This is a genomic window from Actinocatenispora rupis, assembly GCF_016861975.1.
GTDB lineage: Bacteria > Actinomycetota > Actinomycetes > Mycobacteriales > Micromonosporaceae > Actinocatenispora > Actinocatenispora rupis.
This window is the reverse complement of sequence record NZ_BOMB01000010.1, coordinates 263,329-280,787: the sequence shown is the minus strand read 5'-3', so window position 1 is coordinate 280,787 and position 17,459 is coordinate 263,329. Positions and strand designations below refer to the sequence as shown.

Annotated in this window: 17 protein-coding genes; 5 read left to right on the top strand and 12 right to left on the bottom strand. The window is 75.1% G+C overall.

The features are described from left to right. Nucleotides 1–8 precede the first annotated feature (8 nt). On the top strand, nt 9–725 hold the full coding sequence (locus tag Aru02nite_RS09485; RefSeq protein ID WP_203656725.1) for a dienelactone hydrolase family protein: 717 nt from the start codon (nt 9–11) through the stop codon (nt 723–725). A 123-nt stretch (nt 726–848) separates the two neighbouring features. Here Aru02nite_RS09485 and Aru02nite_RS09480 read toward each other — a convergent pair whose 3' ends face one another. Beyond that, the gene (locus Aru02nite_RS09480) at nt 849–2,183 is read right to left on the bottom strand and encodes a DUF6923 family protein (RefSeq protein ID WP_203656724.1); all 1,335 of its coding nucleotides are present in this window, start codon (nt 2,181–2,183) and stop codon (nt 849–851) included. A gap of 71 nt (nt 2,184–2,254) precedes the next feature. Between Aru02nite_RS09480 and Aru02nite_RS09475 the strand changes: the two genes are divergently transcribed. The 3 genes from Aru02nite_RS09475 to Aru02nite_RS09465 all read left to right on the top strand — a co-directional run bounded on the left by Aru02nite_RS09475 (nt 2,255) and on the right by Aru02nite_RS09465 (nt 4,748). Further along, entirely contained in the window at nt 2,255–3,013 is a 759-nt protein-coding gene (locus Aru02nite_RS09475; protein ID WP_203656723.1) for a bestrophin-like domain, read from the top strand. A gap of 102 nt (nt 3,014–3,115) precedes the next feature. Further along, entirely contained in the window at nt 3,116–3,421 is a 306-nt protein-coding gene (locus Aru02nite_RS09470) for a hypothetical protein (RefSeq protein ID WP_203656718.1), read from the top strand. A gap of 73 nt (nt 3,422–3,494) precedes the next feature. Beyond that, complete coding sequence (locus tag Aru02nite_RS09465; protein ID WP_239076565.1) at nt 3,495–4,748, top strand: nucleotide sugar dehydrogenase; 1,254 nt, start codon at nt 3,495–3,497, stop codon at nt 4,746–4,748. Nucleotides 4,749–4,868: 120 nt separating this feature from the next. Here the strand turns inward: Aru02nite_RS09465 and Aru02nite_RS09460 are convergent, their stop codons facing one another. The 6 genes from Aru02nite_RS09460 to Aru02nite_RS09435 are packed head-to-tail and all read right to left on the bottom strand — an operon-like array spanning nt 4,869 to nt 11,859. Beyond that, entirely contained in the window at nt 4,869–6,458 is a 1,590-nt protein-coding gene (locus Aru02nite_RS09460) for an AMP-binding protein (RefSeq protein WP_203656716.1), read from the bottom strand. Continuing rightward, nucleotides 6,455–7,231, bottom strand: a complete 777-nt coding sequence (locus Aru02nite_RS09455) for a class I SAM-dependent methyltransferase (RefSeq protein ID WP_203656715.1) — start codon at nt 7,229–7,231, stop codon at nt 6,455–6,457. The genes Aru02nite_RS09460 and Aru02nite_RS09455 overlap by 4 nt, the downstream gene beginning before the upstream one ends. Further along, complete coding sequence (locus Aru02nite_RS09450) at nt 7,224–8,552, bottom strand: protoporphyrinogen/coproporphyrinogen oxidase (protein ID WP_203656714.1); 1,329 nt, start codon at nt 8,550–8,552, stop codon at nt 7,224–7,226. Before Aru02nite_RS09450 ends, Aru02nite_RS09455 begins: the two co-directional genes overlap by 8 nt. A 57-nt stretch (nt 8,553–8,609) precedes the next feature. Beyond that, complete coding sequence (locus Aru02nite_RS09445) at nt 8,610–9,548, bottom strand: UbiA family prenyltransferase (RefSeq protein ID WP_203656713.1); 939 nt, start codon at nt 9,546–9,548, stop codon at nt 8,610–8,612. After that, on the bottom strand, nt 9,545–10,660 hold the full coding sequence (locus Aru02nite_RS09440; RefSeq protein WP_203656712.1) for a DegT/DnrJ/EryC1/StrS family aminotransferase: 1,116 nt from the start codon (nt 10,658–10,660) through the stop codon (nt 9,545–9,547). The genes Aru02nite_RS09445 and Aru02nite_RS09440 overlap by 4 nt, the downstream gene beginning before the upstream one ends. Next, nucleotides 10,657–11,859: a DegT/DnrJ/EryC1/StrS family aminotransferase gene (locus tag Aru02nite_RS09435; protein WP_239076563.1), complete on the bottom strand. Its 1,203-nt coding sequence runs from the start codon at nt 11,857–11,859 to the stop codon at nt 10,657–10,659. Before Aru02nite_RS09435 ends, Aru02nite_RS09440 begins: the two co-directional genes overlap by 4 nt. Nucleotides 11,860–12,126: 267 nt before the next feature. Here Aru02nite_RS09435 and Aru02nite_RS09430 point away from each other — a divergent pair, with 267 nt between their 5' ends. Beyond that, on the top strand, nt 12,127–12,663 hold the full coding sequence (locus tag Aru02nite_RS09430) for an EF-hand domain-containing protein (RefSeq protein ID WP_203657004.1): 537 nt from the start codon (nt 12,127–12,129) through the stop codon (nt 12,661–12,663). An 82-nt stretch (nt 12,664–12,745) separates the two neighbouring features. Here the strand turns inward: Aru02nite_RS09430 and Aru02nite_RS09425 are convergent, their stop codons facing one another. The 5 genes from Aru02nite_RS09425 to Aru02nite_RS09405 are packed head-to-tail and all read right to left on the bottom strand — an operon-like array spanning nt 12,746 to nt 17,459. After that, nucleotides 12,746–13,144, bottom strand: coding sequence for a DUF6917 domain-containing protein (locus Aru02nite_RS09425; protein WP_203656710.1), 399 nt, complete (start codon nt 13,142–13,144; stop codon nt 12,746–12,748). Beyond that, nucleotides 13,141–14,091: a Gfo/Idh/MocA family protein gene (locus tag Aru02nite_RS09420; protein ID WP_203656709.1), complete on the bottom strand. Its 951-nt coding sequence runs from the start codon at nt 14,089–14,091 to the stop codon at nt 13,141–13,143. Before Aru02nite_RS09420 ends, Aru02nite_RS09425 begins: the two co-directional genes overlap by 4 nt. Further along, a complete protein-coding gene (locus tag Aru02nite_RS09415; RefSeq protein ID WP_203656707.1) occupies nt 14,088–15,236 on the bottom strand; it encodes an Ldh family oxidoreductase in 1,149 nt (382 codons plus the stop codon). Before Aru02nite_RS09415 ends, Aru02nite_RS09420 begins: the two co-directional genes overlap by 4 nt. Next, entirely contained in the window at nt 15,233–16,486 is a 1,254-nt protein-coding gene (locus Aru02nite_RS09410) for a M20/M25/M40 family metallo-hydrolase (RefSeq protein WP_203656705.1), read from the bottom strand. Before Aru02nite_RS09410 ends, Aru02nite_RS09415 begins: the two co-directional genes overlap by 4 nt. Continuing rightward, nucleotides 16,479–17,459, bottom strand: coding sequence for a Gfo/Idh/MocA family oxidoreductase (locus tag Aru02nite_RS09405; protein WP_203656703.1), 981 nt, complete (start codon nt 17,457–17,459; stop codon nt 16,479–16,481). Before Aru02nite_RS09405 ends, Aru02nite_RS09410 begins: the two co-directional genes overlap by 8 nt.

The following is a 17,459-nucleotide window of genomic DNA, read 5'->3' as shown; positions in this document are numbered from 1 at the left end:
GTCCACCCGTGGACACGCCCCCGCGTACCGGCGCGTCCGGTGCCGACCTGGTGCTGACGTCCGCCGACGGCACCCGTTTCGCGGCGTACGAGGCGCGCCCCGACGACGTCACCGGACACGCCGTGGTCGTCCTGCCCGACAACCGCGGCCTGCACCGCTTCTACGCCGACCTCGCGGTACGTCTCGCCGAGCAGGGGCACCCCGCCGTCGTCGTCGACCCGTACGGCCGGACCGACGGGGTGCGGCGGGACCGGCCCGCCGACTTCGACCCGATGCCGCACCTGATGCGCCTCACCACCGACGGCGTGTACGGCGACGTCGCCACCGCGGTACGCCGGCTGCGCGGTACCGGCGCGCCCGTGTGCTGCCTCGGGTTCTGCATCGGCGGACGGTTCGCGTTCACGGCCACCCGCCGTACGCTCGGGCTCGGCCTCGCCGGCGCCATCGGCTTCTACGGCGCGACCGTGCCGCTGTTCGGCCGCCCCGGACCGACCGACCTCGCCGGCGAGCTGACCGGCCCGATCCTCGGACTGTTCGGCGGCGCCGACGACGGCATCCCACCCGACGCGGTCGCCGACTTCGACGCCGCACTCACCGGCGCCGGCGTCGACCACGAGACCGTCACGTACCCGGGGGCGCCGCACGGCTTCTTCGACCTGTACCAGCGCGACCACACCGCCGCCTGCGCCGACGCCTGGCAACGCGTCCTCACCTTCCTCTCCTGACCCGCCAGTACGCCCGCCCGGGGCCGGGCGCAGCCACGGCACGACCGGAAGTACCGGGGCACGCGGCCGGAATCAGGGACCATCGCACGTACGACGAGCCACGCCGGTGACTCCCGGTCGGGCTCAGCGGCCGGCGCGGCCGGACCGTACGCGGCGGGCGATGCGGGCGGCGAGCACACCGGCGAGGGTGAGCAGGGACATGCTGGTGATCAACCAGCGGCGCTGCGCCGTGGTGAGCGTACGGGTGGACCACCGTTCCGGTACGGCCGCGGCGTGCCCGGCCCGACGCGATGCCGGCGGTACGGGGCGGGGTGGCCGCGGCGTGGCCGGTGCCGGCGGCGCACCCCGCGGTACGGGTCCGCCGCGGGCCGGTGGCGGTGGCGGGCGCGGCGCGGTCGCGGCCCGCAGCGGCGGTGGCGCCGGCCCACCCGGCCGTACCGGCGGCGCACCGCCCGGCGCCGGACCCGCCGACCGCGGCGGCCGGACCGGCGGCACCCCTACCGTCGGCGACGGGCTCCCCGACGGCGACACCGGCCGGGCGGACGGCGCGGACGACGGCGAGCGCGAAGGCGACGGGGAGGACGGCGGCGACGGGGAGGGCGACGGCGACACCGACGCGGAGACGGAGGGCGACGGCGACGGGCTGGTGGGGCGGGCCGGACACCAGGCGGCGTCGCTGCCGGCCAGCTCCGGCGCGGTCGCCAACCTGGCCACGGATCCCTTGTGCCGCAACGGAATCCGCAGCAACACGCCGGGGTGGCGTGGACCGTGCCGCCAGGCGTACAGATGGCCGGTGTCGTCGATGGCGACGGCGCCGAACGATCCGGTGCCGGGCAGTCGACGGGCGGGGCCGACGCGGACCGCACCGGTACGCGGGTCGACGCGGACGAGGGCGGTGCCGCCGCGGACCGCGCCGAGCCCGTACAGCAGGTGGTCGGTGGGGTTTGCGGCCCAGTCGCCGAGCCACGGCAGCCGCCCCAGCCGTACGGTGCGGGTCAGGTGCGGCGCCGGGCGCAGGGCGACGACGTCGAGCCGGCCGCGGTCGAGCAGCAGCAGCCGCCCGTCGACCACGTCCGCGGCGTACGACGCGGCGAGCGGTGGCCGCATCCCCGGTACCGCACCGAGATCCCGCACCGTACCGCCGGCGCCGAGGGCGAGCAGGTGCCCGCCGTCGCCGATGCCGCGCCCGTACCGGCGGGTGGCGACGCCGATCGCCCGCCCGCTCGCCCGGTCGTACCCGAGCGCGTTGACCGTGTACGCGAGGGTCCGCACGACGCGGAGGCGGCGCGTGGCCGGGGAGTACCGGAGGAGGGTGCTGGGGGCGCCGGTGGCGCGGTTCCAGACGGTGAGCAGGTCGCCGGGGCGGCCCGTGGCCGGTGGTGCGGCGGGGGCGGTGGCGGGTGCTGCGGCGAGAATCCCGCCGAGTGCGGCGGCGGCGAGGGCGGCGAGCAGGCGCATGGGCGATCCCTACCGGTCGACGACTCTCGACAAGCTACCCTAAGTGTCGATCATCTATACGAAGGGTAGTCATGTCGGTCTACGTCCACGGGGCCCTCATCATCGGCGGCGCCTGCGTGGTCGCCGCCGTCATCCTGCTGCTGGTGTTCCGGTTCGGCGAGCACGAGCGACGCGAGTCCAACAACGACGTCAACGGCCTGATGTTCGCCATCGTCGGCGTGCTGTACGCGATCGTCGTGGGGTTCGTGGTCACCGCGCAGTGGGAGAACGTCGGCAACGCCCGGGACGCCGCCGCGCAGGAGGCCAACGGTCTCGTCCGGCTGCACTGGGCCGCCGCCGCACTGCCGGCCGACCGCGCCGCCCAGGTACGCACGCTCGCGCAGCGGTACGGGACGGTGGTGCGGGACCAGGAGTGGCCGGCGATGGCTGCGGGTCGCCCGGTGGGCCCGGCGGGGCAACGGCTCCTGAACCAGCTGGCGCACGCCGCGCAGCCGCCCGGCGATCTCGGCGACACGCAGGCCGGCGACCTGTCCGCCGGCATCGGCGACGTACTCCAGGGTCGGCAGCAGCGGCTCACCCTGGCCCGGCAGAACCTCTCCGGGATGATGTGGTTCGTCCTGGTGGCCGGCGGGGTGCTGACCGTCGCGCTGGCGTACCTGTTCGGGGTGCCGAACCGGGTCGCCCACCTGGTGATGGTGGTGTCCCTGGTCGGAACGGTCACCCTGCTGCTGTACGCGTGCTTCCAGCTCCAGTACCCGTTCGGGCCGGCGACGCACCTGCGGCCGACGGACCTGACCTCGGCGCTGCGCCTGCTGTCCGCGTCGACCTGATCCGGGTCTCCCGAACATCGATGACCATCTGTAGTTCGACAACTACTATTCGTGACTGTCGGGGAGCGCGGGCTCCCCGGCCCCTTCGACAGAGGAGGTCACATGCGACGCATCGTCGCGATCGCCGCCACCGCAGCCGCCGCCGCGGTACTCACGATCGGCGTCAGTGCGCCGGCGTCCGCCGCGCAGGGTCAGGTCACCGTGTTCAGCAGCGAGCTGACACCGCTCGACACGTACGTGAACCCGAGCGGCTGTTACAAGCTGCCGATCGCCGCGCACGTCCTGACCAACCAGACCGACAGCCCGGTGCACGTGTACGCGGACCCGTTCTGCGTGACGCCGTCCCTGACCGTGAACCCCGGGTACGGCTCGCACGTGGCGGCCGGCTCCGGCAGCTTCTCGGCGTGACCCGCCTCCCGCGGGCGGTCCCCCGGGCCGCCCGCGGCACCTCCCGACCGCAGCAACCAAGGAGGACGAACCCGTGTCACCGTGCCTGACCGTGGTGGGCCTGGGGTACGTGGGGCTGCCGCTGGCCCGGCGTGCCTGTTCCGTGGGGCTGGGCGTGGTCGGCGTGGACAGCGCACCGGCCGTCGTCGCCGGGCTGACCGCCGGCCGCTCACACGTCGGCGACGTGTCCGACGCCGACGTACGGGCCATGCTCGGCGCGGGGTTCCGGGCGACCGGCGACCCGGCGGCCGTCGCGGGCGCCGACACCGTCGTCGTGTGCGTACCGACGGGGCTGACGGCGGACCGGGCGCCGGATCTCGCCGACCTGGTCGCCGCGGTCGACGCGGTCGGCGCGCACCTGCGCCCCGGCACCCTGGTCGTCGTCGAGTCGACGAGCTGGCCCGGCACCACCGACGAGCTGGTACGCCCGATCCTGGAACGCGGCGGGCTGCGCGCCGGGCTGGACTTCGCGCTGGCGTACTCGCCGGAACGGATCGACCCCGGCAACACCCGGTACGGTCTCGCGACCACGCCGAAGGTCGTCGCCGGGCACACGCCGGTCTGCGCCAAACGCGCCCAGGTGTTCTACGAGTCGCTCGCCGCCGACGTGGTCGTCGCCGCCGGTACCCGCGAGGCGGAGATGGCGAAGCTGCTGGAGAACGCGTACCGGAGCGTGAACATCGCGCTGGTGAACGAGGTCGCGCGGATCTGCGACGCGCTCGACATCGACGTGTGGGACGTGGTGCGCTGCGCCGGTACCAAGCCGTTCGGGTTCTCGTCGTTCCGGCCGGGGCCGGGCGTCGGCGGGCACTGCATCCCCGTCGACCCCGTGTACCTGGCGCACCGGGCAGCCGCGGCCGGTGTCGACACGCCGCTGATCGCCGCGGCCGGCGCGGTCAACGGCGCCATGCCGGCGTACGTGGCGGAGCGGGCCGGGCGGCTGCTGGACCGGACCGGCCGTACGCTCGCCGGCGCGGACGTGCTGCTGCTGGGCGTCACGTACAAGCCGGACGTGGCGGACGTACGGGAGACGCCGGCGGTACCGGTGGCGCGGGCGCTGCGCGCGGCGGGGGCGCGCGTGCGCTACCACGACCCGTACGTGCCGGCCTGGACGGTGGACGGGGTGCCGGTGCCGCGCGCGGAGGACCCGGCCCGCCCCGCCGCGGACCTGGCGATCGTGCTCGCCGACCACGGCTGCTACGACCTCGACGCGCTCGCCGCGACCGTACCGGCGCTGCTGGACACGCGGGGCCGGATCGAGGACACCGGGCACGCCGAACGCTTGTGACGCAACGCTTTCCGGCCTTCAGCTCCACCGGTACCCGCGGCCACCGACACGCCTGGGACGCAAGGATCCAGGTCCAGCAGCCGGTACCCGCGATCGCCGAACGCTTGGGACGCAAGGATTTCAGGTCCAGCGGCCGGTACCGGGTACCGCGGCGGTACGCAGTCGGGCGCGCAGTTCGGCCCGGCGTACCTTGCCGGTGGCGGTGCGGGGCAGTTCGTCCCAGGTGACGACGACGGGTTCGGTGAGCGGCGGCAGGTCGCGCGTCGCGGCCCGGAACGCGGTGCCGTCGAGCCGCCCATCCGCGGTCACCAGCACCGGTACGGCCGGGCCGCCCGGCGCGGCGAGCACCGTCGCCTCCACCACCGCGGGGAGCCGGTCCTCCAGTACGTCCTCCAGTTCGAGGCAGCTTCCGCCCGGTACCCGGTCGACCTCGCGGTCGAGCAGCCGCAGCGCGCCGCGGGACAGTACGCCGATGTCGCCGGTGTTCCACCAGGGGCCGTCGACCTTGTCGTCCCAGCGGTCCTGCTCGCCCACGTAGCCGAGGCAGCGCGCGTCGGTACGGGCGAGCACCAACCCGGGCCGCCCGTCCGGTACCGGCTGGAACGTGTGCTCGTCGACGATCCGCAGCCTGGTGCGCCCCGGTACCGGACGGCCGAGGTCGCGGGTGGTCGGGCGGCGCCGGCCGCGCGCGGCGAGCGAACCGCGGGTGAGGAACCGGAACGTCAGCGGCCCGGTCTCGGTCTGCCCCCAGCCCTGCATCCAGACCGGCAGCCGCCGCCGGCTCGCCCCCAGGTACGCGCGGACCATCGGCGGGTGCGCTGCGTCGAAGGTGCTGACGTACAGGCGGACGTCGCGGAACGGGGTGTCGGCGCCGGCCGTCAGCGGCGTCCACCGGACGTACGTGGCGGGGTCGGTTTCCAGCGTCGACGGCGGGCAGGCGCGCAGGACGGGCCCGGCGACGGCGGGGTCGCGGTCGGCGAGCAGCAGCATCCGCCGCGGCGCGAGCCAGGTGACGCTGACCGACCACGGCACCGCCCGGCCGTGGTGGAACGCGATCGCCGAGGCGACGGTGTCGGTGCGGCGGCTGGCGAGCAGCGGCCAGCGTACGGCCTCGAAACCGGCCAGCCGCCGGATGATCGTCCGCGTCGAGTGCACCACCAGCTTCGGTACTCCGGTGGTACCGGAGGTGTGGTGCACGACGAGCGGGTCGTCGTCGCGCCGCCGGTACGGCGGGGGTGCCCGGTGCCCGCGCAGGTCGTCCAGCGGCACCGCCCCGGCGGGCACCGTACCGGGGCCGGGCAGCGCGACGGTCCGCTCCACCAGGCCGGCCATGTCCACAGTGGACAGTACCCGGGGGGCGGCGACGAGGACGGCGGGGTCGAGGCGCGCGAGGAGTACGGCGAGGGTGTCGGGGGGCAGGTCGGCGGACAGCAGCGCCGGCACCGCGCCGATCCGGGCCGCCGCGCAGGCCAGCAGCACGATGTCCCAGTGGTTGTCCTTGACCACGGCGACGGTCGCGCCCGGCCCGGCTCCGGCCGCCCGCAGCGCGCCCGCGGTGTCCCGGACCAGCTCGGCGAGCGCCGGCATCCGCCAGCTCACCCCGCCGTCCGGCGCGAGGTCGAACGGCCGGCTCAGGCGTACCTCGGTGGGCACGCCGCGGTCGGCGGCGACGTCGAACAGGATCCCCAGATCGAGCGGTTTCGGTGTCATGCCAACGACCTCCCGGTCACGGTCACCATCACCTGGGACAGCCACGTGTTGCGCGGGTCGGACAGGTCGGCGAGCGCCCGGTCGATGTCGTCGTCGGTCACCCGCCCCCGCGCCACCATCGCGGTACGCAGCCGCGCGAGCCACCGCACGTACCAGCGGGCCTGGTCCGTGCCGCCGCGTACGACGACCGCGCGGCCCTCGGCCCGGACGTCGGCCAGGCCGGCGCCCGCGGCGAGCCGGGCGTCGAGCAGCCCGCACCGCGCGCGGTACCCGGCGTCCGCCATCACCTCGTACGCGGCGGCCTTGACGTCCGCGCAGAAGTCGTCCGTGTCGGCGTGCCGGAACAGCGACGCCCCGTCGAAGTCCTCCAGTACGAGCAGGCCGCCGGGCCGCAGCGCGCGGCACATCCGGGCCACGGCGGCGGCCGGGTCGGCGAGGTGCGGCACCACCAGCCGGGCGTGCACCAGGTCGTACCCGGTGGGCGACTCGTCGCGGTCGATGTCGTGCGCGCGGACGTCGACCCGGTGCCGGCGCAACCAGTCGAGCCGGTCGGTACGCAGATCGGTGGCGGTGACCCGGCCGGTGGAGCCGACGCGTTCGGCGAGCCAGTGCGCGAGCCCGCCGCGGCCGGCGCCGACCTCCAGGCAGGCCGCCCCGGGGCCGATGCCGAGCGCGGTGAGCCGCTCCCGGCTGCCCGGATCCCACAGCGTCTCGCCGTACGCGAGGCGGTCGGCCTCGTCGGCCGCCTCGAACAGGTAGCCGGTCTCAGGCACCGACCACCACCGGACTGTCCACCATGGACAGTACGCGGGGCACGGCGAGTTCGGCGGACCGGACCGCGCCCTCGCTGCACGGCCGGGCAAGCACCCAGTCCCCCGCGTACTCGACCGGCCGGACCGGGCGGCGCAGGAACGCCTCGCGCCGGGCCAGCGCCGTCGGCGTGCACTCGGGCAGCCCGTACGGGAAGCGGTGCACGACGGTCGCGCGGATCGCCGGCGCGAGCCCCGGCACGTACCGCTCGGCCTGTTCGGCGAGCAGCGCGGCGACCGGGCAGTCCGGCGCGGACAGCAGCAGCCGGCTCGCCGCCGGGGACGCGATAGCGGTGACCAGGCCGCGGCCGAGCGGCGCGCGGTCGATCGCCTTGTGGTGGTCCACGGTCAGCACCGCCAGGTGCGGGTTGTCGGTGCCGCGCACCAGTACCGCGGCGGCCCGCGACCCGGTCGGCCGCAGCGGCCGGTCCAGCAGGAACGCCACCCGCAGCATCGGCGCGTACGTGCTGGCGGCCAGGTACTCGGCCTCGTCGGCCGGGGCTTCCGGGTGCAGCGCGGCGGCCACCGGAGCCGGGACCGCGAGGACGGCCGCGCGGGCGCGGACCTCGCCGTCGTGCACCGACAGCACCACGCCGCCGTCCGCCGCGCGTACCGACTCGACCGGGGTACCGGTGGTCACGTCGACGCGGCCGGCGAGTTCGCGCGCCATCCGGTCCATGCCCCCGGCGTACGTGCGCCACCGCGTCGGGTCGCCCACCGCGGCCAGGTGCGCCACCAGCGGCGCCGCGCCGAACGTGTCCGGCAGCGCGCCGAAGAACCCGCCGACGAGCGGGCGCAGCACCGCCGCCGCCAGTTCCGGGTCGTACCGTTCGGCGAGGTCGGCGACCGTGAGCCCGGCCAGCGCGGAGCGTTCCGGGTGTTCCGGGTCGGGCGCGGCGGCCAGCTCCCGGCCGAACCGCAGCATCGCGAGCCGGCCCCGGACGGACATCCCGGCGCCGGTCAGCAGGCCGAGCGGCCGGCCCGCGTTCCGACGGGCCTTTCCGTTGCGCCACAAGGCAAGACCGCCGTCGATGCGCGGCACGTCCGCGGGCGTCAGCCCGAGCCGGCGGATCATCCGCCACGTCGCCGGGTACCCGCGCCCGGACAGCATCTCCGCCCCCGTGTCGATCCGGTACCCGTCGCGCCGCTCGGTCCGCATCCGCCCGCCGACCGCGTCGGCCGCCTCGTACACGCGGACCCGCCGCCCGGACCGGCGCAGCGCGTACGCCACGGACAGGCCGGCGATCCCGGCGCCGACCACGGCGACGTCCAGTTCCCCGCTCATTCCCCCACCTCTCGCAACCATGCCGCTGCCACCCCTGCCGCTGTCACCCCTGCCCCCTCAGACCCATGCCGCGACGAGGTTCGCCAGTACCAGGAGGGCGACGGTGAGCCGGTGCGCGCGGATCCCGAGCCGGCGCGCGGCCAGGATGTCGCCGCGGCCGAGCCCGGTCACGAGCTGCCCGATCCGGGCCAGCACCACGGGCAGCAGTACCAGCGGGAACCACCAAGGCGCGCCGAACGCCGGGGCGAGCACGATCAGCAGCATCTCGCCGACCGTCACCGCGGCGATGAACGCCGCGTTGCCGCGGGCGGAAACCCTTGCCGCGACGGTGATCCGGCCGACCGCGGCGTCGCCCGCGATGTCGTTGGTGTTCGACCAGACGCCGAACAGCAGCGGCCCCAACCCGAACAGCACCGCCTGGACGGCGACGAAGCCGCCCGGCGTCCCGGCCAGCAGCCCGTACGGGGCCAGCACCCAGCCGATGCCGAGCCCGGCGAGGAACACCTCCTGCCCGCCCCGGTACGACAGCTTCACGCCCCACGAGTACTGGACGGAACTGGCGAGGCAGAGCGCGGCGACCAACACCGTCCACAGTGGATGGTGCGGGGCGACGGCGACGGCCAGCGCCCAGAGCGCGGTGCCCGCGGCGGCCGTCAGCCAGCCGAACCGGATCGCCTCCGGCTCGGTCAACGTACCGGCCAGCAACGGTTTGCGGGCCAGCCGGCGGGCCGGCGCGTCCGGGCCGTAGTTGGCCGCGTCGCTGCCGTCCCGGTACCCGGTGACGTCGTCGAACGTGACCATCGCCGCCGCCACGCACACCTGCCCGGCCAGCAGTACGAGCAGCACCGCGAGCGTGCGCGGCTGCCACCGTACGGCCGGGGCCAGCAGCGACCACACCACCAGCAGGCTCAGGTAGTAGTCGAAGATGTCCAGCTTCGCCAGCCGCACGTACGCGCGGATCCGGTGCGCGACCGGCCGCGCCAGCACCGTACTCATGCGACCCTCGCGGCGGCGAACGAGCAGACGGTGTCGGCGATGTGCTCGACCTGCGCGTCGGTCAGCAGGTGGTGCACCGGGATCGACAGCATCCGGTCGGCGGCCGACTCGGCGTGCGGCCAGCGGACGCCGGGCGGCGCGTACCGGGCGAACGCCGGCTGGTACGGCAGCGCGCGCGGGTAGTACACGTGGCTCTCGATGCCATGTGCCGCAAGGTGTCCGGAGAGTTCGTCGCGGCGGTCGGCCAGCAGCGTGTACACGTAGGCGCAGCGGCCGTCGCGGCCGGGCGGCGGGGCGAGCACGCCGGGCAGCCCGGCGAAGCGTTCGGAGTAGTGGTCGGCGATCGCGGCGCGCCGGGCCAGCCGCGCCGGGAACCCCGGCAGCCGGTACGACTGGAACGCGGCGAGCACCTCGTCGAACCGGCTGTTGTACCCGATCGCCGCGTACCGGAACCGGCTGCGCTGGCCGTGGTTGCGCAGCCGCCGTACGGTCCGTGCCAGATCCTCGTCGTCGGTGACCACCGCGCCGCCCTCGCCGGCCGTACCGAACGTCTTCACCTGGACGAAGGAGTACACGCCGGCGTCTCCCCAGCGTCCGGCCGGCACTCCGGCGAGCACCCCGCCCTGCCCCACCGCCGAGTCCTCCACCAACCGCAGCCGGTACGCCGAGGCCAGGTCCCTGAACCGTGGCATGTCGGCCATGGTGGAGAACAGGTGCGCCGGCATCAGCGCCCGGGTCCGCGACGTGACCGCCCCGGCCGCCCGGTCCGGATCCACCACCAGCCGGTACGCGTCGACGTCGGCGAACACCGGCGTGGCGCCCAGGTTCACCACGGTCGCGGCGAGCGGCGCACAGCCCAGCGCCGGCACCACCACCTCGTCACCGGGCCCGACACCCATGGCCGCCAGTACCAGGGTGAGGGCGCCGGTGCCGCTGCCGCAGCAGACCGCCTCGCGCGCGCCGACCGAGTCCGCCAGTTCGCGTTCGAAGCGCGCGGTCCGCGGGCCGAGGATGAACGTCTGCCGCGGATCCGTGCCGATCTCGCGTACCAGGTCGAGCAGCACCGCGCGGTCCGCCTCGAACAGGTCCGGCGGGAAGAACGGTACGGTCATGCGCTTCTCCCGTCGTAGAACGTCCGGATCGCCGCGCACACCGTGTCGACCGCCGCGTCCGCGAGGTCCGGGTACAGCGGCAGCGCCAGCGTGCGCCGGCAGGCCGCCTCCGCGTTCGGAAACTGCCCCTCCCGGTACCCCAGATGGGCGAACGACGGTTGCAGGTGCAGCGGCACCGGGTAGTACGTCTCGGTGCCGATCCCTTGTGCGGCAAGGTGTTCGGCCAGCTCGTCGCGCCGGTCCACCTCGATCAGGTAGACGTAGAACACCGCGCGCGTCGGCACCCCGCGGTCCACCACCGTCGGCAGCCGCCGCACCCCCGAGCACGGCCGCAACAGCTCCGTGTACCGCGCGGCCAGCTCGGCGCGGCGGGCGATCTGCGCGTCCAGCCCGGCCAGCTTCGCCAGCAGTACGGCGGCCTGGATGTCGTCCATCTTGCTGTTGACCCCGGCCAGCACGGTCGCGTTGGAGATGCCGGGAAAGTTGTCGATCGTACGGCCGGCGCGGCCGTGGTGGCGCAGCGCGGCGACCGTGTCGGCGATCCGCTCGTCGTTGGTGAGTACGGCGCCGGCGTCGCCGATCGCGCCGAGTGTCTTGGTGGGGAAGAAGGACAGCACGCCACCCGCGCCGAGCAACCCGGCATGCACGCCGTCCCACCGCATCCCCACCGCCTCCGCGCTGTCCTCCAGTACGGTCAGGCGGTGTCGCGCGGCGAGCGCGCGTACCCCGGCCATGTCGGCGAGCTGGCAGAACAGGTGCACCGGCTGGACGATCCGGGTCCGGTCGGTGACCGCGGCGGCGGCCGAGTCGACGTCCATCCCGTACGTGACGGGGTCGATGTCGGTGAACACCGGCCGGCCGCGGGCGAGCGTGACCGCGGACGCGGACGCCACGAACGTGAACGCCGGCACCAGTACCTCGTCGCCGGGTTCGAGGCCGCAGGCGCGCAGCAGCAGCACGAGCGCGTCCGTACCGGAGTTGACGCCGACCACGCGGGCGGCGCCGGTCCAGGCCGCGAGCGCCGCCTCCAGCTCCGCGACCGTACGGCCGTGCGAGTACTTGCCGTGGCTGACGACGTCGGACAGCCGGCGTTCGAGTACCGGCCACAGCGCGTCGAAGGTCCTTGCCTGGCTGAAGAACGGGACGGGCGGTGGGCCCGCGTCGGTCCGGTCGGTGGCGGTCTGGACCTGACTGAGCACGCTGCTCCTTTCCCGCATCCGGCACCGCGCACCGGCCCCGCCGAAACGCGGACGGTACGCATCGGTGGCGCGCGGTCGCCGAGGTTGCCCTGATTCTCCCCCGATTCTTGCACAGACAGTAGCCACAGAGTCACGAATGGTAGTGTCGTGGCTGCGAGGCCTCGCAGCGGTGGGCCGGCCGTGCACCCGGTCCCCGGCAGTACCGACCACACCCTCTCGCGAGCAGTAAGAGCTGGCGACCTCACGAGGCTTAAGGAGCACGACGTCATGGCTACTGTCGTTCAGGAGCAGCGTCTTCAGGAGCGGTTCGATCTGTGGGACGTCAACGGTGACGGCACGATCGACAAGTCCGACTGGGAGGCCGAGGCGCGGCGCATCCTGCGCGGCTTCGGCGAGCCGGAGGACTCGCCGAAGGCGACCAAGCTGATGAACGCGTACCTCGGCATGTGGGACTACCTCGCCAACAAGGCGGGCGTGGGCAACAACGGTTCGATGACCCCGGACCAGTTCCGGCAGGTCGCCGACCGGCACATCCTGGCCGACGACGGGGCCGGGTTCGCCAAGGTGCTGCAGCCGACCATCAACGCGATCCTCAAGCTCGCGGACACCGACGGCGACGGCGCGGTCAGCCCGCAGGAGTTCCGCCGCTGGATCCAGGCGGTGGGCGCGGATCCGTCCGTGGCGGACGAGGCGTTCCGGCGCATCGACACCGACGGCAACGGCGAACTGTCGGTCCAGGAACTCGTCCAGGCCGTCAAGGACTACCACCTGGGCAGGCTGGAGTTCTCCCTGCTCGGTCGCTGACGCGGCAGCACCATCGGGCGGCCGGTCCCCCTGGGGGCCGGCCGCCCGCGGCGTCTTCCCTTGCGCCACAACCGATCCGCCCCTACGGCCGGCCGAACGTCACCGGCAGCTCCGGCGCCAGCGCCAGATCCGCGCCGGTACGCGGGACGTCGGTGGCGATCAGGATGTTGTAGTGGTTCGGGAAGTGGCAGGCGTCGAAGCCGAGTACCCGCCCCACCGTACGGTCGCCGAGGCGTACCTCGTCGCCGCGGTCGATCACGCCGGCCACGCCGATCTCCACGAACCCGAGGAACCCGACCCGGTCGACGCGCGCGCCCGGCTCGGTGTCGGTGTGGTCGGTGGTGACCAGCTCGTGCAGTTCACCGACCCGTACGCAGCGGCTGGCGTACTCCTCCAGCCGCATGCCGCGGTCGTCGCGCCGGTGCACCAGCACCTTCACCAGCGCGCCGGACACCGAACGCTTCGCACCGTCCTCGATCACCGCGCCACCCGTCCCGGTCGTTCCGCCCCGACGCGTACCGGCGTCGCGGTCGGCAGGCCCAGCCGGTACGTGTCGGTCACCAGGCTCAGCGCGGCGAGCCCGCCGTCGGTCCGGTGGTCCACGCGGCCGGTCGCCACCGCCGCGAACCCCCGCACGATCGCCCGGTACTCGTGCCACAGCGACGCCTTGAAGCCGTCGTGCCCGGCGAGCATGTCGGCCCGCCGTACGGTGCCGTCGGCGAGACGTACCTCGATGTCCTTGCGTTCGCCGTGCGGGTACGACCAGTCGAGGTCGACGCGGCAGGTGGCGCCGGAGTCGGCGCGCAGGTCGACCAGCGCGGTGCGGTCCACCCCGGCGGCGTCGACGCCGATCCGGGCGCCGGTCACGGTCAGCTCGCCGAGCAGCAGCCGCGCCAGGTCGTACGCGTTGGGTCCGTTGTCGGCGACGCACCCGCCCCCGGTACGCGCCGGGTCCAGGTACCAGCGGTCGGCGCCGACGTGCTCCTCGATCCGCTCGTGGTACCGGACGGTCACGGCGACCGGGTCGGGCGCGGCGCGCACCAGCTCGCGTACGGACGTGTTGTAGCGGCGGTGGAACGCGGTGAACAGCGGCACGCCCCGGTCGGCCGCGAGCCGGTCGACGGCCAGCCCCTCGTCGAGGGTGGTGGCGAGCGGTTTCTCCACGCACACCGGCATTCCGGCGGTCAGCACGTCGCGGCAGATCGGCGCGTGCAGGTCGTTCGGCACGGTGACGACGACGGCGTCCACGTCGCCCGCGGCGAGCAGCGCCCGGTGGTCCCGGTACGCGGGCACACCGGGGTGCGCGGCCAGCCGGTCCGGGTCGGTGTCGCACACCGCGCCGAGCCGTACGTCGGGGACGGCGTCGAGTGCGGCCAGGTAGTACCGGGAGATGACGCCGAGTCCGACGATCCCGATGCGCAGGCTCATCGCGCACCCGCCACGGGAAGCGGGAACGGGACGCCCGTCGCGGCGGACAGCGCGCGCAGCTCCGCGGCGAGCGGACCCGCCAGCGGTACTCCCGCGCGCTGCCGGGTCGCCGCCCGTTCCGCCTCGTACCAGCCGGGGTGGCGGACCGGGTCCGTACCGGTGGGCGGGCAGTCGAGCAGTGCGCCGAACATCCGCCGCGCGTCGTCGGCGATGGTTGCCGGGTCGCGCAGCGTACCGGGGGCGATCGCGACGGCGGTGTAGCCGATGTCGTCGTCGCGGCCGGTCGGCCGGCCGTCACCGGTCAGCGCCTCCGGTGCCGGCCCGGTGCCCGACCCGGACACCAGCGCGGCCAGCACCTCCACCGCCAACCCGAGCCCGAATCCCTTGTACGAGCCGGTTTCCGGCGTGCCGCCCAGCCACAGCAGGTGCGCCTCGCCGCGGTCGTACGCGGTGGGGTCGGTGACCGGCGCGCCGCGGTCGTCGGCCAGCCAGCCGGCCGGGATCGCGCGCCCGGCACGCGCCGCGGCCCGGACCCGACCGGTCGGTACCACGGTGGTGCTCATGTCCAGCACGTACGGGTGGCGGGTGCCGGTCGGCGCGGCCACCGCGAGCGGGTTCGTACCGAGCATGGCGACGGCGCCGCCCGGCGGCCGGGCGATCCGCTGCCCGCCGCAGTTGCTGGCGACCAGCCCGACCATGCCGCGGCGTACGGCGCGCAGCGCGTGGTACCCGGCGCAGCCGACGTGCGTGCCGCCGCGCACCGACACCAGCCCCACCCCGTACTCGGCGGCCCGGTCGGCGGCCAGGTCCATCGCGTCGCTGGCGTGCCACAGGCCGAGCGCGCGGCGGGCGTCGACGCGGACCGCCGCACCCCGGTCGGCGAGGACGACCGGTGCGGCGCGCGGATCGGCCCGCCCGGCGTCCAGCAGCGGCAGGTACAGCCGGGTCAGGTTGACCAGGCCGTGCGAGTCGGTACCGGTCAGATCGCCGTAACAGAGCGCTTCCGCGGCCCGCCGCGCCCGCTCGCACGGTACGCCGCGGGCGACGAACACCCGGGTGGTGAACGTCAGCAGCCCCGAGTACGGCAGCGGGTCGGTGGCGGACCGGTCGGCGAGCGCGGTCGACGGCCGCGGTACGTCGGTCATGCGTACTCCCGGGCGGTGGTGACGAGCAGCCGGGCGATGCCGGCGGCGTACGCGGACAGTTCGGCGAGGGTGGCGTACTCGCCGGCGGCGTGCGCGTGGTTGGTGTCGAGCCGGCCCGGCCCGTACACGACGGTGGCGGTGTCGGGGATGCCGGCGAGCCAGATCGCGTCGCAGCTGAACGGCGGCTCGCCGGCGGGCCAGCGCGGCACGCCCGCCGCGGCGAGCAGGTCCTCGGCCCAACCCGGTACGCCCTCGATCGTGGGCAGCCCGCGCTTGAGCCAGTCCAGCCGGGTGATGCGCGCCGCATCCGTTGCGGTGCGCCCGAATCCCGGCGTCCCCGAGTACGTGGCGGTGAACTCCGCCAGCGCGGTGCCGAGCGCCGTCTCCACCGCGTCCACCGCCCGCCGCCCCTCCGGCGCGCTGCCGTACGGCAGGTTCAGCGCGAGTTCGCCGGTGCCGTACACGCGGTTGTGGCGGGTGCCGGTGGTGAGGCCGCCGACGCAGACCCGGCCGGGCAGCGTACGGGCCAGGTGCGCGGCGACGTGCCCGAGCAGTACCGTCGCGTTGTGGCCGTGGCCGGGCCGGTCGTCGACCGCATCCCGCCCGGTGACGCGGATCCGGGCGGTCGCCGCGGCCGTCACCCGCCCCAGGTACGTCAGGCCGGTCGGCTCGCAGAACACGTTGAGCCGCCCCACGTACCCGGCGTCGACGAGCGGGCGGGTGCCGAGGGTGCCCATCGCGCCGCCCTCCTCGCCGGACACCGCGCACACCAGTACGCCGAGGTCGCGGCCGACCGCGGGATCGATCGCCGTCGCGGCGCGGATCCCGGCCAGCAGCGCCACCGCCGGACCCTTCGCGTCGATCGCGCCGCGCCCGGTCACCCGCACCCCGTCGTCGCCCACCGGTACGTCGCCGGCGACCGTGTCCAGGTGCACGTTGAACAGCACCGTCGCCGCGCGCGGCAGCGCGGATCCCAGTCGTAGCACCAGACTCGGCTGCTCGGCGAGGAACCCCGGCTCGTCCAGCCGCTCCCGTACGGCCAGCGGCAGGTCCGGGCCGAGCGCGTCCGCCGTCGGCGCCCCGTGGTACGCCACGGTCAGGCCGATCTCGGCCGCCGCCGCGGCGTACCGGCGCTGCGCCTCCCACATCCGGCCGCCGCACGTCCCGGTCTCCAGCGGGCCGGCGGTCGGCAGCGCCAGCAGGTCCAGCAGCAGCCGCCGGTCCGCGCCGGTCAGTACCGGGTCAGGCATGGGCGGCGACCGGTGCGGCGAGCCGCTTGCCGACCCCGAGCAGGCGTACCACCTCGGCGTTGAGGTCGACGTCGGCGAGCACCCGGCGCCCCGCGAAGTGCTCGTACGCCCGCGCGGTGAACGTGGTCAGCGACGGGTCGGCGAACACCTCGCGTTCGGTCCGCCCGCCCACCGTCGTCAGCACCTGCGCGTACTCGTCGGTCTCGCTGACCGGGAAGTGCCCCGTCACCGTCGCGCCCTCGAACCGGGCGGTGACGCTGCGCTCCCGGATCGGCGCGGCCAGGTCGGACCGCAGCTCGGTGCGGACGCCGTTGGCGTGCCGCAGCGACAGGCACGCCCGCCCCATCCGCGGGACGCACACGTCCGCGAAGCGCAGGTCGTCGCCCTCCGCGGCGGTCACCTCGGCCGGCCCGGCGAGCCGCAGCGCGACGCCGAGCCCGTGCGGCATCTCCACGTCGAACGCGGTCGGATGCCCGTCGCCGCCGGCCGACCGGGCGAACCGCGGCTTGTGCTGGGAGACGGCCAGCGCCCGGAGCGTCCCGTACCGCTCGTCGGCGACGGCGGCGGCCAGCCGGGCGGTCAGCCCGCTCTCCAACCACTGCGACACGACCACCAGATCCATCCGGTACGCGTCGCGCACCCGCAGTACCTCGGCGACGCCGGCGTCGTCGGTCGCCAGCGGCTTCTCCACCAGGACCTTCCGGTACCCGAGTCGGCCGAGTTCGGCGAGCGCCGCGGCCCGTACGGTCGGCGGCGTGCACAGGTGCACCACCGTACGGGCCGGGTCGGCCGCAGCGGCGGCCGCGGCGAGCGACCCGACCACCGTCGTACCGGGTGGGGCGGGCACGTCGCGCGGGTCGTACCCGAGGATCGGCGCGGGGTCGACGTGCGGCGAGCCGGCCGCGCGTACGACGGGGACGTGCAGGCCGGCGCCGGCGCGCCCGAGCCCGACGACCAGTGTCCGGAACCGCAT

What these genes read in the sequence shown, in the direction of transcription:
- Aru02nite_RS09450 (WP_203656714.1), bottom strand. Translation starts at nt 8,552, where the DNA reads ATGAGCGGGGAACTGGACGTCGCCGTGGTCGGCGCCGGGATCGCCGGC.
- Aru02nite_RS09415 (WP_203656707.1), bottom strand. Translation starts at nt 15,236, where the DNA reads ATGACCGACGTACCGCGGCCGTCGACCGCGCTCGCCGACCGGTCCGCC.
- Aru02nite_RS09480 (WP_203656724.1), bottom strand. Translation starts at nt 2,183, where the DNA reads ATGCGCCTGCTCGCCGCCCTCGCCGCCGCCGCACTCGGCGGGATTCTC.
- Aru02nite_RS09405 (WP_203656703.1), bottom strand. Translation starts at nt 17,459, where the DNA reads ATGCGGTTCCGGACACTGGTCGTCGGGCTCGGGCGCGCCGGCGCCGGC.
- Aru02nite_RS09430 (WP_203657004.1), top strand. Translation starts at nt 12,127, where the DNA reads ATGGCTACTGTCGTTCAGGAGCAGCGTCTTCAGGAGCGGTTCGATCTG.
- Aru02nite_RS09470 (WP_203656718.1), top strand. Translation starts at nt 3,116, where the DNA reads ATGCGACGCATCGTCGCGATCGCCGCCACCGCAGCCGCCGCCGCGGTA.
- Aru02nite_RS09475 (WP_203656723.1), top strand. Translation starts at nt 2,255, where the DNA reads ATGTCGGTCTACGTCCACGGGGCCCTCATCATCGGCGGCGCCTGCGTG.
- Aru02nite_RS09440 (WP_203656712.1), bottom strand. Translation starts at nt 10,660, where the DNA reads ATGACCGTACCGTTCTTCCCGCCGGACCTGTTCGAGGCGGACCGCGCG.
- Aru02nite_RS09460 (WP_203656716.1), bottom strand. Translation starts at nt 6,458, where the DNA reads ATGACACCGAAACCGCTCGATCTGGGGATCCTGTTCGACGTCGCCGCC.
- Aru02nite_RS09420 (WP_203656709.1), bottom strand. Translation starts at nt 14,091, where the DNA reads ATGAGCCTGCGCATCGGGATCGTCGGACTCGGCGTCATCTCCCGGTAC.
- Aru02nite_RS09410 (WP_203656705.1), bottom strand. Translation starts at nt 16,486, where the DNA reads ATGCCTGACCCGGTACTGACCGGCGCGGACCGGCGGCTGCTGCTGGAC.
- Aru02nite_RS09445 (WP_203656713.1), bottom strand. Translation starts at nt 9,548, where the DNA reads ATGAGTACGGTGCTGGCGCGGCCGGTCGCGCACCGGATCCGCGCGTAC.